This is a genomic window from Chryseobacterium sp. DT-167, from assembly GCF_058310155.1.
This window is the reverse complement of sequence record NZ_JBZEEQ010000001.1, coordinates 382764-397958: the sequence shown is the minus strand read 5'-3', so window position 1 is coordinate 397958 and position 15195 is coordinate 382764. Positions and strand designations below refer to the sequence as shown.

Here is a 15195-nt window from a genome sequence, read left to right as displayed (position 1 = left end):
AATGAAAAACGATATTACATTTAAAGAATTAAAGAAATCAGGATATACCGATAAAACGATCAGTCAGGAAATTCAGGCAAATTTAATTGCGAAAATTAAAGCTAAAGAACCGGTTTTCGAGGGACTTTGGGGTTATGAAGATTCTGTAGTTCCGCAATTGAAGAAGGCAATTTTGGCAGGTCATCATATCAATTTATTAGGGCTGCGCGGACAGGCAAAAACCCGTATCGCAAGAAGCATGGTGAATCTTTTAGACGAATATATGCCAATTGTAAAAGGCTCTGAGATCAACGACAGTCCTTTTCAGCCGATCTCAAAATTTTCGCGAGATCTTGTTGCAGAATTGGGTGATGAAACTCCGATTTCGTGGGTTCACCGTTCGAACCGTTTCTTTGAAAAGCTGGCGACTCCTGATGTGAATGTTGCCGATCTCATTGGTGACATTGATCCTATCAAAGCTGCAACTTTAAAACTTCCTTACTCAGACGAGCGTGTTTTGCATTATGGAATGATTCCAAGAGCCAACCGTTCGATTTTTGTTTTGAATGAACTTCCTGATTTACAGGCAAGAATTCAGGTTTCTCTGTTTAATATTTTACAGGAGGGCGATATTCAGATTCGTGGATTTCAGTTAAGAATGCCGTTGGATATTCAGTTTGTGTTTACTGCAAATCCTGAAGATTATACCAACCGTGGCAGTATCGTTACACCTTTGAAAGATAGAATCGGGTCACAGATTTTCACGCATTACCCGAAAACAATTGCATTAGCCAAACAAATTACCGAACAGGAAGCTCAGGTTTCAGCAGAAGATAAAGCACAGATACAAATTCCTGATCTGGCAAAAAATCTTTTGGAAGAAGTCGCTTTTGCAGCCCGTGACAGTGAATATGTGGATGCAAAAAGTGGGGTAAGTGCACGATTAACCATCAGTGCGATGGAAAATTTGGTAGCTGCAGCAAAACTTCGTTTAATTGAAAACGGTGCAGAAAAAACAACTGTTCGTCTGCTTGATTTTATTTCGATTATTCCGTCGATTACCGGAAAAATTGAGTTGGTATATGAAGGCGAACAGGAAGGTGCAGATTACGTTGCGAAAATATTGATCGATAAAGCAGTGATGGTACAATTTGAAAGTATTTTCCCACGTATTTCTAAACTTGAAAAAGAAGGCATCAAAACACCTTACACAGATTTAATCAAATGGTTTAATAAAAACCAGCTTGAGCTGAATTATACGGATACCGACGAAGAATTTTACAAGAAACTTGAAAGTATTACTCCTTTAACAACTGTAATTGAAGAAAATGCTTCAGAATTGAGTAATGAGGACAAAAATTTCTGCAAAGAGTTAGTTTTATGGGCGTTGACGATCAGCAAAAAATTGGACAAATCTGAAAATTCTGCGACATATACATTCGATTCTGCGGATGTTAGGCAGTTGTTCAGAAACTAAAAATTTAAAATTTTAATTATAGATTGGAAGCATAAATTCTCAAATAGTTGAGTAATTTATGTTTCCTTTTTTATTTATTATATCTTTAAAATATTCTGATTGCAAAAATTTGTTATTTTAGCAGACCAAATTCAAAGTTATGAGAAAGATCGATTTACTTTTTGCAGAATATGCCGAAAGCCATAGAAATTCAACCAACAAAATGATTCACTGGATTTGTGTTCCGTTGATTTTCTGGACGATTTTAGGGTTCATTTCACTCATTCCATCACCACATTTTTGTGCTTCATATTTTGGATGCATCAGTTTGGTCAGTTTAATTGCAATTGCACTTGTTACTCTGTTTTATCTCAGGCTGTCTCTTTTGATTGGATTCATCATGATTTTCGCAATGCTTTTAATGGAACATTTTGCGTATGCAGTCAATATTCATTTTGGAAGAAAATCGTGGATGGTTTATCTTGGAGTTTTTGTAATTACATGGATTTTGCAATTTCTGGGACATAAAATTGAAGGTAAAAAGCCTTCATTTCTAAAAGACTTACAATTTCTACTGATCGGTCCGATCTGGCTTTTAAGTTTTATTTTGAAAAAAATTGGAATCAGATATTGATTAATCTTCTAAAGCATATACGGCAAAACTTGCCAACCAATGATCGCCGCCATAATTTCCCTGAAACAACAATGGTAAACCGTTTGCCAAAAATACATCAGCGGTTTTCAAGAATTCTTTTTTCACAGGATGATTATTGGGAAGAGATTTGGCAATTCCTTTCATGCACCATGCTTTTGAGAAAGATAAACCGACTAAATGTACGGTCTGGTAATCACTTAAATCACTAACTACCGGAATTTTTTTGATATTTTCTAAGCTTCTTTTTTCGTAAAAATTATTAAACCATTGTACAAATTCTTTTTGTGGCAGAACTCTTCGCATCAAATCGGCAATTTCTAAACTTGGTGAGAAAAAATCTGAACCATCGGGTTCCAAATATGCAGGCGTTTTTGTATTATTTAAATAAAAATATTTAGCCTTTTCCATCAATTGGTTTTCAAAATCCTTATCCTTTGAAGCTCTCGCCCAATCTAATGCAAAAACCATTGCGAAAGCCGTATTTGGATGTACTCCAGTTCGGTTGGGATAAGTTTGTTTGGGTAAATATGTTTTCCACGAACTAAGAATTTTATCCGTTAACGGTTTTAAATTCTCATGCCAGATTTTAGCTTTTGGATGATTCCAGGTCATTAACTCTTCGTCTAATTTCATCAACCAAGCCCAACCATACGTTCTTTCGAAAGTTGTCGTCAATTGATATTTTGTAAAATAGTCGGCTTCAACCTGCAAATTTTCTTTTTTAAATGAGTTATCCAAGATATTCTCAATGTCTTTAGCAACCAATAAATCGGGTTTTGTCTTTAGCAGACGCACCAACATCCAATGTCCGTGAACAGAGCTGTGCCAATCGAAACATCCGTAAAAACTTGGGTGCAGATCTTTTGGACTCAAAGGAACTTCGTTTGCAGTATTGATGATATGTGCTGTTTTGTTCGGATATTCCTGATTGATGCAATGAAGCGGTTTTTCTGATAATTTCACTGCCATTTCATCCGTCAGTTTGGGAGATTGCTGAGCAAAGATTATAAACGGAGAAAAGACAAATGCTAAGAGGCTTTTTTTCATTCCATAAAAATATTAATTATTAATTTAATCAGAATAATTGACAGTTGATTATTCTATTATTTAATTTATTAAAAATTATTTGAGAAATTTACAATAAATAAGACTTTGAGCACGTTTTTTGATACCACAATGAAAAATTCATTTATGAAAAACATAATTTTACCATTATTCTGTTTGATCCTTTTTAATTGTAATAAATCTGAAGCTGTTGCAGATAAATCTGTAAGTGCGATGGCTGTAATGGAAGATGTTGCAGTTGACTCAGCAGTTGCTTCTTATGCGCCTGTTGCGGATAAGTCAGAATCTAATTCCGAAACTCCAAAAAATAAAATTATTTTAAAAAAAGTAATTAAAAACGGAGAAATGGAAATTCAGGTCGGTGAAATTAAAAAAGCACAGAATCAGGTAAGCGAAATCCTAAAGAAAAATAAAGCTTACATTCAATCTGAACGTTTTAACAATAATGATACTGCCGAAAATTTAAATTTAACGATAAGAGTTCCACATCAGAATTTTGATGCATTAATCAATTCGTTTTCAAACGGGGTTGGTTCTGTTTTATCTAAAAATATTTCGTCTGATGATGTGACAGAAGAATACACAGATGTTTCTATAAAATTAGAAAACAAGAAAATTTATCTTGAAAAATATCGTGACATGCTGCGTAGTGCAAAAACCACCAAAGATATGTTGGAAATTCAGGAAAATATTCGGGAACTTGAGGATGAAATTGACGTTTCTGAAGGAAGACTTCGTTTCATCGATGACAGAGTAAATTACAGTACTTTGGAATTGATGCTGTACAAAGAAAAAGTCAGAAGTTCAGCAACTTCAAAAATAGGTTTCGGAAGCCGCTTTGGAGATTCTGTAACTGAAGGCTGGAACAGTTTTGTAGCATTCTTTCTTGGTTTAATTTCTCTTTGGCCATTTTTGTTGCTTATTCCTGTAATTATCCTGATTTGGAGGAAATGGAGAAAAAGCAGAAAGAAAATTTAATTTTTAAAAAAACAAAACATCCGAATATTTCTGATATTCGGATGTTTCATTTGCAATAAAAATTTATTTAAGCATTAAAATGAGATTTCACAGTTTCTAAAACCTGCTCGTCAGACATTTGCTGAGATGTTTCTAAAGTGATTTTTAAATCTTTAAATTGTGCGGTATCGTGCAGATAATGTTTTAATTCTTCCTGAATGGTTCCGGGACCGGTAATTAAGACTTCTTCAGAATTTGTCAAAAGATGTTCTACTTCTTTGAAAAATTTAACTTTGTTTGTTTGTTCGGCGTTATTTCCTGCATTTTCACTTGAATTCCCATGCTGAATTGTCGCTTTCACCGGACTGCAAAGGAAAAACTTAAAAGCGTTCTGTGCATCGTGGTTTTTTACTACTACAGCTTTTTGGGTATCAATCCAAAGTCCTGCTAATTTTTTGTCAGACATAATTTAATTTTTTAATGTTATGCCTTTGTATTCGCAATAATGATGCTAAAGAGTTGTTAACGGCTGTTAAATTACTATCTTAGTAATTTAAATAACACAAATGGATGAGAACGAAATATCTTACATTGTAAGAAAATGTATTTTTAATGTATACAATTCTTTAGGACCAGGATTGCTTGAATCTGTTTATCAGAAAATTTTAGTTTACGAATTAGAAGAAAACGGTCTTAAAGTAAGATCAGAATTATTACTACCCGTAAAATATGATAATAAATTATTTGATATAAATTTTAGGATTGATATTCTTGTGGAAGACAAGGTGATTTTAGAATTAAAGTCAGTAAAATCAATTGAAGATATTCATTATAAACAACTTTATACCTATTTGAAATTATCTAATAAAAAATTGGGATTGCTAGTTAATTTTAATACAACCAATATTTTGGATGGAATTAAAAGAGTTGTGAATAATCTTTAATAATTATCTCTCGCGGATCAAGCAAATTGAGCAGATTTTATTTGATAGTAAATTAAAATCTGCATGATCAGCAAAATCTGCGAGAGAAAAAAATTATTTTCCTATAACAAACACCGCAGGAATTTTATGTAATTCAGGTTTTTGCTTTTGCCAGTCTTTGATGCTTAACGTTTTAATAAATTCATGTTCTGAATCGTTGATGTTTGCAGCAATGCAAAGTTTAGTATTTGATGAAAGAAATTTGGACAAATCTTCGAAAAGCGCATTGTTTCTATACGGTGTTTCCATGAAAATCTGAGTATAACCTGTTTTCTGAAGTTCGCTTTCCAAATATTGGATTCTTTTTTTCTTTTCGCCTTTATCAATCGGAAGATAGCCATTGAAAGTAAATTCCTGACCATTAAATCCGCTTGAAATTAAAGCTAAAATTATCGATGATGGTCCGGAAATAGGAATCACTCTGATATTTTTTTCGTGACACCATTTTACGATCAGATTTCCCGGATCGGCAATACACGGAAGTCCGGCTTCTGAAAGTAATCCGAAATCATGACCATTGAGCATTCTGTCCTGCGCTTCTTTGATATCTGCGTTTTCGGTGTATTTATCTAAAAGAAACAGCTTCAAATCTGATTGTTTCTTTTCCGGAGCAAAAAATTTGATGACCTTTCTTGCTGTTTTTTCATTTTCAACAAAAAAATAATCAGTCTGCATGATGTATTCTTTAATCACGGGAGAGAAATGAGTGATCGGAGTATTTTCTGAAAGGTAAGCCGGAAGTAAGAAAAGCATTATATTTAATTCTGTTTGATATTTAATAATAATTAAAGATAAATAAATTATCCTATTTTATTGGTAATTGCCTGTTGCTGCAATTGATGAGAAATCTTGTTGCAAGCATCATCCAGTAATTGAAATACATTTTCAAAGTCATTCATATTTCCCCAATAAGGATCGGGAACTTCAGAGTTCTGATGATTTCCAGCTTCCTCTAAAAATAAATGAACTTTCTGACGTTGATCTTCATTTTTAGTCATCGAAATGACATCTTCAAGATTTTTCAGATCCATACAGTAGATCTTATCAAATTTATCTAAATCTGAATGATGAAGAGGTCTTGATTTTTGCTTTGAAATATCAATGCCATGATTAGCGGCAGTCTTTACCGCTCTTTTATCTGGCGTTTCTCCTTCGTGCATGGAAATCGTCCCTACAGAATCTACGAAAAAACTGTCAGGAAGTTTAGATCGTAAAATCCCCTCAGCAAGCGGACTTCTACAGATATTTCCCAGACAAACCATGAGTATTTTCATTGAATCAAATTTGAAGATTGAAAATTGAGTATTACTATATTTTCAGTTGGTAAAATTAAATAAAAAAATGGAGAACAAAATTATTCTCCATTTTCTATGAATGTAGGGTTACAGATTAATGCTTGATTTTCTCTGTCAATTCTTTTACGTATTTTTTGACTTCCTTATCGATTTTAGAAACATCTTTTATCGTATCGCAAGCGTACATTACCGTTGAGTGATCTTTACCGCCCATTTCTTCACCAATTTTTGTGAAAGTTGCATTGGTAAATTCTTTGGCAAAATACATCGCCAACTGTCTTGGTAAAGCGATTTCTCTTTTTCTCGTCTTAGACAAAAGCTGCTCTCTTTTGATGCCGAAATATTCGCATACAACTTCCTGAATGTAAGGAATATTGATGATCTTTTTCTGATTGGCAGCAATCTTATTGATGGTTTCTTTTAACAGTTCAAGACTAAGATCAGACTTGTAAATTGTAGAATAAGCAATCACAGAATTGATGACACCGATTAGTTCTCTAACATTGGTTTTTGCTTCTGCAGCAAGGAAGTCTAACATATCTTCTGTTAAAACAATTCCGTCTCTGCTTAGTTTGTCAACGATAATTCTTTTACGGGTATCCAGATCCGGAGATTTGATCTCTGCAGAAAGTCCCCATTTGAAACGGGAAACAATTCTGTCCTGAATATCCATAATGTCTACAGGTGCTTTATCTGAGGTAAGGATAATCTGTTTTCCGTTCTGATGTAAATAATCAAAAATATGGAAGAAACTGTCCTGAGTTGCAGATTTACCTGATAGGAACTGAATATCATCGATAATCAGAACATCCACCATTTGGTAAAAATTGGCAAATTCTGTCTGTTTATGCGCTTTCGCAGCCGAAATAAACTGTTGGATAAATTTTTCTGAAGAAAGATAAAGTACCACTTTATCCGGAAACTGGCTTTTCACTTCCAATCCAACCGCCTGTCCGAGGTGAGTTTTACCAACCCCATAACCTCCGTATAAAAACAATGGGTTGAAAGCCGTTGCTCCAGGTCTTTTTGCAATTGATCTTGCAACCGTAGAAGCAAATTTATTGCTCTCCCCTTCCACATAATTATCAAAAGAAAAATCAGCTTTCAGATTAGAATCTATATTTACTTTCTTGATTCCCGGAACCACAAACGGATTAACAATATTGGATGAAAAACCCTGTGGCATTGTTTCCTGCATTTTTGGTGTAGGAACCGTTTTTCCTTTCATATTCATGGTAACAGGTTTTTCTAAGCCGCTCGGCTTATTTTCCATTACCGAATACCAGAGTTTAACACCTTTACCGATGTTTTTCTTCAGGGCAGCAGAAAGCAACGATAAATAATTATCTTCAATATATTCTTTATAAAAATCACTCGGAACCATCAACGTGAGATTATTGTCAACCAATGAAATTGGCTGCACTTTATCAAACAGTAGGTCAAAAGATTTTTCTAGTTTTTTAAGATCAGAATTGTCTTCAGCCGCGTTTAAATTATCTCGCATAAACTGAAGGCACTTCTGCCATATCATCATTAAATTTTCATCCATTTTTTATGCCCTGATTATTTTGTGGTTACTTGTTTTTACTGGGAAGACAAAGGTCTCATATTTTAATTTTAAAAAAAAATATTGCAGGTATTGATTATTAAAAAATATATTTGTATGTATAATTTAAACCGCCACATGATACACACAACTCACTCAATACGAGTACGTTACGCAGAAACAGACCCTATGAAATATGTATATTACGGCAACTACGCCGCATATTTTGAATTAGGAAGAGTCGAACTTTTCAGAAGCATAGGAATATCATATGACGAGATCGAAAAGCTTGGAATCTGGTTACCGGTTTCCGATTACAATATTAAGTATTTAAAACCAGCTTTATACGATCAAAAATTAGAAATTCACACTTTTGTAAAAAAAATTCCGGGAGTGAGAATAGAATTCGAATATGAAATTTACAATGAGGAAAAAATAAAAATTACTGAAGCAAGAACCACTCTTTTCTTTTTGGATGCCAAGACCAATAAAGTCATCAAATGCCCCGACTTTTTAATGAAACTCATCGAAGAAAACTGGAAAGAAGATTAAATTGAATCCTTTAAGGTAAATTACACAATCCGTTTTTATACCCTATTTTTCAAATTCATATATTTGATAACAAATTTGATTTATGAATTCTGTTTCTGCAATAATGGTTATATTGATCGTGCTCCTAATTTTGGTTTACTACAAACTCAATAAGCGCATCGATATTTTAGAGAAACAGATTTCTGATTTATCCAAAAAAGCAACAGTTTCTTCAATGGAAGAAACGACACAACAAAAGATTAGTTCCGAGCCAACTCAAAATCTTCATCAGGAAATACAATTTGAAAATTTAAAAACATCTTCAGAAAATCCTGAAGAAACTGAACCTCAGAAAGACCGGCTTGCTCCTGTTTTTGATTTTTTAAAGCAAAATGCACTCACCATTATCGGTATTTTCACTTTAGTTTTAGGAATCGGATATTTCGTAAAATACGCCATTGATAAAAACTGGATTGGCGAGACATCAAGAGCAGGAATCGGATTTATCGTTGGGATTGCCATTATAGGAACCGGACATTTTCTGAGGAAAAACTATACGGTTTTCTCAGCAATCATTACAGGCGGAGGAATTGCCGCACTGTATTTTACCACAACCATTGCCTTTCGCGAATATCATATTTTCTCGCAAAATTCAGGTTTTTTGATCACTTGTTTAATTACGATGGTTTCAATTGCACTTTCTTACTACTACAAAAGTGAAATTTTAATTATCTTCTCTTTGTTTGGAGGATTTTTTGCACCACTGATGATCAGTACCGGACAAAGCAATTATCTTTTCTTGTTTACATATTTATCCGTTTTGAATGTAGGAATGCTCATCATTGCTTATCTTAAACAATGGAAAAGTATTGGCTGGATTTCTTTTATATTTACTTCAATCTATCTGTTTTTCTGGACAATGGAAAATCCTGAATTGAAAGCCATTCCGTTCTACATGATTACTTATCTAATTTTTTACGCATTTGCCCTTCAAAATTATTTCAAAAAAAATCTTTTGGAGCAACTCGATATTTTGATGCTGATCTTGATTAATTTTTCAAGCGTTGCAGGTTTAGTTTTTATCTTTAACGAATTGCACTTTCTGCCAGGATCGGTATTTCCTGTTGCGTTTGGTATTATCAATGCCATTGGTTGGTACAGAGAATTTCAAAAGAAAAATTTCGGCATTAATTATTCAGTTTTTACAAGTATTACAATCAGTTTGGTCACGCTGGCTTTTGCGCTTGAATTGAAAACCCATCTTATTACAAGTATTTGGGCAATCGAAGCAAGTCTTCTTCTGTACATTTGGAAGAAAACCAATCACAAAATATTCAAAACTTTTTTTTATATTTTGTTTCCGATGGTCATCATTTCGCAAATGATGACCTGGACCAGATATCTTGATGCAGAATCATTGAATGTGATTTTTAATCCGGTTTTCATTACAAGTCTTGTAGTGATTGGAAGCTGCTTTATGAATTTATATTTATTGAAAAAAGATTCTGACGAAGAAAAATCTGAACTGGAATTTTATGAAAATGCCTTTAAAATCTTATGTATTTCGGTTATTTATTTTTCTGTTTTGTTTGAAATCATTTATCATATTTCAGATGAAATTTTTGTAATTATCCTCACCATCAGTTTCCTTTTTACCCTCTATTATTTATTTACATTAATTCTTTTCGGCAAGAAACTCAGCATCAGCAAAGACTTCCAGACAGGAATGATTTATATATTTCTTTTGTTGCTTTTCATTCACATTTCCACTTCGAAGATTGCAACAGAAATCATCATCGGAAAAATTGATTATGGTTTTTTCTCAGTTCATCTGCTTTATATTCTTCCGCTCATTTATTTAACTTTAAAAATATTTCCAAAGTCAGACTGCACTAAAAATCACCTGTCATATTGGCTCATTTCTTTAGTCATTGTTTCAGCGTTCAGTTTTGAATTATATCGCTCATATTTGCTATTAAATGCTGTTAATTTGGAAGAAATTTATATGCTTCAAGATTATTTCAACATTTTATATTTACCTATAATCTGGGCAGTTTTAGCCTGTCTGTTTATTTATTTCGGATTAAAAAGGGAACTTCCTGAATTCAATAAAATTGGTTTTAGCTTACTGGGACTCATGATTTTTAAGCTGTATGCTTACGATGTCTGGCAAATGGATAATGTGTCAAGAATTATTGCCTTTATTATTTTAGGAATTATATTGCTGCTGAGCTCATTTATGTTCCAGCGACTGAAAAATTTAATCAAAAACTTAGTAGACAAAAAGGAAGAATCTCAAAAAGAAAATCTTTAGGATCCTGTTTCAAATCTATTATTTGTGATTATTTTTTAAATTAAATCAATTTTTGATTGACAATTTGTAAAAAATAAGTATATTTATCACGTTTTTAACACTTATATTTTTGATTATGAAATCGTCACGCTTTGGAAACACAAGTTTCAGCGATTACATATGACCTTTAAAATAATAATTATCTACATATGAAAAAATTTCTCTACTCTTTATTAATCTTTGCATCGGCAACATTATTTGCTCAGAAAAATCCAAACGTAAAATTCGCAATCTGTAACGACGCTGTGGGTACTGTAGCAATGTTTGATGCGAAAAAAGAATTTGTTCAGAGCGTAAATGTTTTTAAGGCAAAAGCAAATCTGCCCCAAAACCTGAAAAAATTTGATTATTTAGCTGATAATGGTTTGGCTGAAGTGAAATTCAAAAAAGATTTCGGAACATTAGATTTTATGACATTAGGAAGCTACAATACTCAAAACGGTCTTCCACAAGACGCTTCCGTTTTTATTGAAGGTTATGAGTTTAAAAATCCTGATACAAAAATCTTTGCAGATATGATTGCAGATACAAAAGTGGAAACCGTAGACGGTAAAAAAGCTTTGGTCATCACTACAATTAAGAAATAATTTTATACTTCTAAATACTGAAACGGATACTCAAATTGAATATCCGTTTTTTTAATATTTATCATTCCATTTTTTCCTGAGCTCTTCGTGAATTTTCTTTTCGGTGGCATTATTTCCGGGCTCATAAAATTTCACATCTCTTATTTCTTCCGGTAAAAAGTCCTGATCGACAAAATTGCCTTCGTAAGAATGGGCATATTTATATTCTTTTCCGTAATCAAGATCTTTCATCAATTTAGTCGGGGCATTTCTCAAATGTAGCGGTACAGGAAGATTTCCTGTCTTTTTCACAAAAGCTAAGGCATCATTAATTGCCATATATCCCGAATTACTTTTCGGAGAAACAGCCAAATAAATCGCAGTTTCGCTCAGTAAAATTCTTGCTTCAGGATTCCCGATTACATTGATCGCCTGAAAGCAACTGTTTGCGATTACCAAAGCGTTCGGATTTGCTAAGCCAATATCTTCAGAAGCCAAAATCAACATTCTTCTGGCGATAAATTTAATATCTTCTCCTCCCGCAATCATTCTTGCCAACCAATAAACCGCTCCGTTGGGATCGCCTCCTCGCATTGATTTGATGAATGCCGAAATGATATCATAATGCTGTTCCCCGTTTTTATCATACAACGCCATGGTCTCCTGAAGAACTTCCATCACATCATCATTCGAAATTTCCTTCGTATCTGAATTGATGAACTGACTGAGAACCAGCTCCACAGAATTGATCAGTTTTCTTCCGTCACCACCAGAATATTGAATGAAAGCCTGCTTTTCTTTTATTTTGAAATCGGTTTTTTCATCTTTATTAAATCGTTCAAGTGCGATATCAATTAACTCTTCCAGTTTTTCGTGAGTCAAAGCTTTTAAAATATAGACCTGACTTCTGGAAAGCAACGCCGAAACCACTTCAAAACTCGGATTTTCTGTGGTGGCTCCAATTAAAACGATCCAACCTTTTTCAACGGCATGAAGCAGAGAATCCTGTTGCGATTTGTTGAATCGGTGAATTTCATCAATAAAAAGAATCGGCGATTTCCCTGAAAAAAGATTTTGCTTTTTAGCTTCTTCAATCACATCACGCACATCTTTCACACCAGAAGAAACTGCTGAAAGTTTAAAAAACTTACGTCCCGACTTTTCCGAAATAATTTCTGCCAGAGTCGTTTTTCCTGTTCCGGGAGGTCCCCAAAGAATAAGAGAATTCAAAGTATCATTCTCCAGCATTTTCCGTATGGTTCCTTTTTCACCGGTAAGGTGCTCCTGCCCCAAAACTTCATCCAGGTTTTTAGGTCTCATTCTTTCGGCTAATGGAGTATTTTGACTCACTGTTTTATGATTATTAAGAATTATTTTTTTAAACTCACCATTTCTTTTAATAATGCAATTTGTTCGTCTTTAGATTTTAAAAGCTCTTGATAAATATCTTTATTATCGTTATAAAAATTCACTTTTTGCTGAAAAACATTTTCATTGTCATGGTTATGTTGGCTTAGAACATCTTTTTCTAGATCTAAAAAATCTACAACTGGCAAATCTAATATGTCAGAAATTCTAAAAAGTCTCTCGACAGTTAACTTAGTTTCACCTGTTTCTATTTTTCTGTAAGCCGCAGGAGTAAGGTTCAGCTCATGTGCCATATTTTCATAGGTGTATCCTTTTTTTGTTCTGTGCTGAGAGATTCTTTCAATAATTTTTTCAATTTCCATAGTTCAATATTTCTACCAAAAGTAAAAAATAAATCACTAAAAGTAAAATAAAAATACTGAAAGTGATTGCGGAGAAAAATAATCTTCTTTTTCTTTGCTTTATAAAACATAAGTGCACAAATTGTTTTTAAAAAAAATTTTAACTTTAAATTTTAAAACAAATGAAAAAATTAGTATTAATAGCCGGTATTTTAGTAACTGGCTTTGTAAGTGCCGAAAATGGGACTTTAAAAAATGACAATAAAAATAACTCACAAAATGAAAGCAAAATTATTTTGAACACCACCATTAAAAACAAAACCGCTAAAGGTGCATGTGTTACATACACTTCCGGATGTGGAGTTATAGCACAGACTTGTGCAACGGAAGGTAAATCATTATTGGATTTAATACAGTGGGCAAACAACATTGAAGCAAATTATTGTGCTCCAAATGCTCCTTTTTCTAATAGTTCTGGGAATTATTAACTAATAAAATTCTAAAAACTGTCCGAAAAATCTTTGAATTTTCGGACAGTTTAATAAAAAATACGTTATGACTTTTATAATAAAACATAATTTAAAATTTTTATTTTTATTTTTTTTTGCTGTAGCTTATTCGCAACCATCAAAAAAAGATTCCTTACGTGGGTGTTTTACATATTTACTTAAATCCAAACCTAATAATTTATATCCTGATTACACTTATGAGGAGCTTTTTTCACTTCAAATCAGTGATGTCCGTTCATTTTACATCAGTGAAAAAAAGTTGAAATCCGACTCTATATATAAAAATGAGTTCCAGAAGGCTATTAATAGTAACTCTAGTAATATCATTATTGATATGAGAGGTAAGTCATTACCTAAAACAAATTCTCAATTTATAATTATTCAAGCAAATGATACCGTTCAATTTTATGATAAAATAGGAACATCATTACTATCATATACCAATCCAAAAATAAATAATTGGAAATTAATCAATGAAACAAAAACAATCAATTCTTTGGTTTGTAAGAAAGCAGAATTAAATTTTAAAGGAAGAAATTGGACGGCTTGGTACTCAACTGAAATTCCATTTCCTTACGGACCAAATAAATTTGGCGGACTACCCGGATTAATTGTAAAAATAACAGATAAAAAAGGAGATTATGATTTTGAATTGGTGAAATCTACGCCAAGTTCTGCGATGAAAGGAAAAGTTATTACAATAGATAAAAGTCATTATGAAAATCCAAAGTTAGTTACAAAACGGCAATTACGGGAAGCCAAAGAAAAAGATGAAGCTAATATAATCAGCTCATTAGAAAGTATGGGTACAATAATCACTCCGGAGCAAAGAGAAATTTTGCGACAAAGACAAAAGAAAAATCAAGCAGACAAGAAAGGATATAATCCTATTGAATTAGAAGAATAAACTCTAAATCTACGCGATATTAGAATAGTCAATTATTCATTAGAAAAGTTGTACAAATTAAATATTTGTACAACTTTTTGGCTTAGGCATCGGTATAGAAATTTAAAATCGACAAAGACGTCAAATAATCCGATAAACACCTATTTATCACTCTGAAACTTCTAACAAATTTAAACTAATTTTCAAATTTTTAGCCTATTTTTGCATTGTTTTGAAACTTACATTCAATAAAATCATTACAGCGCCTTTGGTAATTTTAATCAGATTTTACCAATGGTTTATCTCGCCATTACTTCCAAAAAACTGCCGATATGAGCCGACCTGTTCGCATTATATGGTAGAATCTCTTCAGGTTCACGGCATTTTCAAAGGATTTTGGCTTGGTGTAAAAAGAATTGCAAAGTGTCATCCATGGGGAGGGAGCGGTTACGATCCTGTACCGCCAAAAAAATAAATAACATTCAAACGAACTATAAAAAATAGAAATGAGCAATATTTTTTTCAGAATTTATCTTTTCATATTTGCAATTACAACGCAGTGTTTTTTTGCACAAAATATTCAGGATAGTTTATCAGACGGAACTTTAAAAATAAATTCAGCAGAAATTCCTGTCAAAATATACACCAACTCTGAAGTGGGAAACCTGAGTAATTTTGCTGATCTTAAGACCAACACTAATACTT

At 32.9% G+C, this 15195-nt stretch carries 17 protein-coding genes; 10 read left to right on the top strand and 7 right to left on the bottom strand.

The features are described 5' to 3' along the window. Nucleotide 1 precedes the first annotated feature (1 nt). Nucleotides 2-1456 (top strand): sigma 54-interacting transcriptional regulator, encoded by a 1455-nt coding sequence (locus tag AC4FQ5_RS01765; protein WP_491140781.1) that lies wholly within the window; start codon nt 2-4, stop codon nt 1454-1456. Between the two features lie 139 nt (nt 1457-1595). Continuing rightward, a complete protein-coding gene (locus AC4FQ5_RS01760) occupies nt 1596-2069 on the top strand; it encodes an Mpo1 family 2-hydroxy fatty acid dioxygenase (RefSeq protein WP_491140780.1) in 474 nt (157 codons plus the stop codon). On the opposite strand, the gene AC4FQ5_RS01755 is transcribed toward AC4FQ5_RS01760, so the two are convergent. Continuing rightward, a complete protein-coding gene (locus AC4FQ5_RS01755) occupies nt 2070-3137 on the bottom strand; it encodes a DUF2891 domain-containing protein (protein WP_491140779.1) in 1068 nt (355 codons plus the stop codon). It lies immediately after the preceding gene. Between the two features lie 144 nt (nt 3138-3281). Between AC4FQ5_RS01755 and AC4FQ5_RS01750 the strand changes: the two genes are divergently transcribed. Next, the gene (locus AC4FQ5_RS01750; protein ID WP_491140778.1) at nt 3282-4133 is read left to right on the top strand and encodes a DUF4349 domain-containing protein; all 852 of its coding nucleotides are present in this window, start codon (nt 3282-3284) and stop codon (nt 4131-4133) included. 67 nt (nt 4134-4200) lie between these two features. Here AC4FQ5_RS01750 and AC4FQ5_RS01745 read toward each other — a convergent pair whose 3' ends face one another. Then, nucleotides 4201-4578, bottom strand: coding sequence for a hypothetical protein (locus tag AC4FQ5_RS01745; RefSeq protein WP_300346913.1), 378 nt, complete (start codon nt 4576-4578; stop codon nt 4201-4203). Between the two features lie 100 nt (nt 4579-4678). Here AC4FQ5_RS01745 and AC4FQ5_RS01740 point away from each other — a divergent pair, with 100 nt between their 5' ends. Further along, complete coding sequence (locus AC4FQ5_RS01740) at nt 4679-5056, top strand: GxxExxY protein (RefSeq protein ID WP_491140777.1); 378 nt, start codon at nt 4679-4681, stop codon at nt 5054-5056. A 93-nt stretch (nt 5057-5149) separates the two neighbouring features. On the opposite strand, the gene AC4FQ5_RS01735 is transcribed toward AC4FQ5_RS01740, so the two are convergent. From AC4FQ5_RS01735 to dnaA, 3 genes are all read right to left on the bottom strand, one after another. Then, the gene (locus tag AC4FQ5_RS01735; protein ID WP_491140776.1) at nt 5150-5848 is read right to left on the bottom strand and encodes an SAM-dependent methyltransferase; all 699 of its coding nucleotides are present in this window, start codon (nt 5846-5848) and stop codon (nt 5150-5152) included. Between the two features lie 47 nt (nt 5849-5895). Next, a complete protein-coding gene (locus AC4FQ5_RS01730) occupies nt 5896-6369 on the bottom strand; it encodes a low molecular weight protein-tyrosine-phosphatase (protein WP_491140775.1) in 474 nt (157 codons plus the stop codon). A gap of 115 nt (nt 6370-6484) precedes the next feature. After that, nucleotides 6485-7939, bottom strand: a complete 1455-nt coding sequence (gene dnaA, locus AC4FQ5_RS01725) for a chromosomal replication initiator protein DnaA (protein WP_050380830.1) — start codon at nt 7937-7939, stop codon at nt 6485-6487. A gap of 135 nt (nt 7940-8074) precedes the next feature. Here dnaA and AC4FQ5_RS01720 point away from each other — a divergent pair, with 135 nt between their 5' ends. The 3 genes from AC4FQ5_RS01720 (at nt 8075) to AC4FQ5_RS01710 (ending at nt 11407) form a co-directional block, all read left to right on the top strand. Beyond that, complete coding sequence (locus AC4FQ5_RS01720; RefSeq protein ID WP_491140774.1) at nt 8075-8488, top strand: acyl-CoA thioesterase; 414 nt, start codon at nt 8075-8077, stop codon at nt 8486-8488. A gap of 82 nt (nt 8489-8570) precedes the next feature. Then, nucleotides 8571-10781, top strand: a complete 2211-nt coding sequence (locus tag AC4FQ5_RS01715; RefSeq protein WP_491140773.1) for a DUF2339 domain-containing protein — start codon at nt 8571-8573, stop codon at nt 10779-10781. Nucleotides 10782-10969: 188 nt separating this feature from the next. After that, on the top strand, nt 10970-11407 hold the full coding sequence (locus tag AC4FQ5_RS01710) for a hypothetical protein (protein ID WP_491140772.1): 438 nt from the start codon (nt 10970-10972) through the stop codon (nt 11405-11407). Nucleotides 11408-11458: 51 nt separating this feature from the next. Here the strand turns inward: AC4FQ5_RS01710 and AC4FQ5_RS01705 are convergent, their stop codons facing one another. Together AC4FQ5_RS01705 and AC4FQ5_RS01700 are read right to left on the bottom strand one after the other, a co-directional pair. Next, nucleotides 11459-12736 (bottom strand): replication-associated recombination protein A, encoded by a 1278-nt coding sequence (locus AC4FQ5_RS01705; protein WP_491140771.1) that lies wholly within the window; start codon nt 12734-12736, stop codon nt 11459-11461. A 20-nt stretch (nt 12737-12756) separates the two neighbouring features. Beyond that, a complete protein-coding gene (locus AC4FQ5_RS01700) occupies nt 12757-13116 on the bottom strand; it encodes a helix-turn-helix domain-containing protein (protein WP_491140770.1) in 360 nt (119 codons plus the stop codon). A 161-nt stretch (nt 13117-13277) separates the two neighbouring features. Here AC4FQ5_RS01700 and AC4FQ5_RS01695 point away from each other — a divergent pair, with 161 nt between their 5' ends. The 3 genes from AC4FQ5_RS01695 (at nt 13278) to yidD (ending at nt 14965) form a co-directional block, all read left to right on the top strand. Continuing rightward, nucleotides 13278-13583 carry a hypothetical protein gene (locus AC4FQ5_RS01695; RefSeq protein WP_491140769.1) on the top strand — a complete coding sequence of 102 codons (306 nt, stop codon included), beginning with the start codon at nt 13278-13280 and terminating at the stop codon, nt 13581-13583. A gap of 67 nt (nt 13584-13650) precedes the next feature. Further along, a complete protein-coding gene (locus AC4FQ5_RS01690) occupies nt 13651-14511 on the top strand; it encodes a GLPGLI family protein (protein ID WP_491140768.1) in 861 nt (286 codons plus the stop codon). A 211-nt stretch (nt 14512-14722) separates the two neighbouring features. Further along, nucleotides 14723-14965 carry a membrane protein insertion efficiency factor YidD gene (gene yidD / locus AC4FQ5_RS01685; protein WP_491140767.1) on the top strand — a complete coding sequence of 81 codons (243 nt, stop codon included), beginning with the start codon at nt 14723-14725 and terminating at the stop codon, nt 14963-14965. Nucleotides 14966-15195: the final 230 nt, after the last annotated feature.

Bases quoted from the DNA above. Each gene is read 5' to 3' on its own strand.
- AC4FQ5_RS01720 (WP_491140774.1), top strand. From the start codon at position 8,075: ATGATACACACAACTCACTCAATACGAGTACGTTACGCAGAAACAGAC.
- dnaA (WP_050380830.1), bottom strand. From the start codon at position 7,939: ATGGATGAAAATTTAATGATGATATGGCAGAAGTGCCTTCAGTTTATG.
- AC4FQ5_RS01730 (WP_491140775.1), bottom strand. From the start codon at position 6,369: ATGAAAATACTCATGGTTTGTCTGGGAAATATCTGTAGAAGTCCGCTT.
- AC4FQ5_RS01755 (WP_491140779.1), bottom strand. From the start codon at position 3,137: ATGAAAAAAAGCCTCTTAGCATTTGTCTTTTCTCCGTTTATAATCTTT.
- AC4FQ5_RS01695 (WP_491140769.1), top strand. From the start codon at position 13,278: ATGAAAAAATTAGTATTAATAGCCGGTATTTTAGTAACTGGCTTTGTA.
- AC4FQ5_RS01765 (WP_491140781.1), top strand. From the start codon at position 2: ATGAAAAACGATATTACATTTAAAGAATTAAAGAAATCAGGATATACC.
- AC4FQ5_RS01690 (WP_491140768.1), top strand. From the start codon at position 13,651: ATGACTTTTATAATAAAACATAATTTAAAATTTTTATTTTTATTTTTT.
- AC4FQ5_RS01740 (WP_491140777.1), top strand. From the start codon at position 4,679: ATGGATGAGAACGAAATATCTTACATTGTAAGAAAATGTATTTTTAAT.
- AC4FQ5_RS01715 (WP_491140773.1), top strand. From the start codon at position 8,571: ATGAATTCTGTTTCTGCAATAATGGTTATATTGATCGTGCTCCTAATT.
- AC4FQ5_RS01745 (WP_300346913.1), bottom strand. From the start codon at position 4,578: ATGTCTGACAAAAAATTAGCAGGACTTTGGATTGATACCCAAAAAGCT.
- AC4FQ5_RS01700 (WP_491140770.1), bottom strand. From the start codon at position 13,116: ATGGAAATTGAAAAAATTATTGAAAGAATCTCTCAGCACAGAACAAAA.
- AC4FQ5_RS01760 (WP_491140780.1), top strand. From the start codon at position 1,596: ATGAGAAAGATCGATTTACTTTTTGCAGAATATGCCGAAAGCCATAGA.
- AC4FQ5_RS01750 (WP_491140778.1), top strand. From the start codon at position 3,282: ATGAAAAACATAATTTTACCATTATTCTGTTTGATCCTTTTTAATTGT.
- AC4FQ5_RS01710 (WP_491140772.1), top strand. From the start codon at position 10,970: ATGAAAAAATTTCTCTACTCTTTATTAATCTTTGCATCGGCAACATTA.
- AC4FQ5_RS01735 (WP_491140776.1), bottom strand. From the start codon at position 5,848: ATGCTTTTCTTACTTCCGGCTTACCTTTCAGAAAATACTCCGATCACT.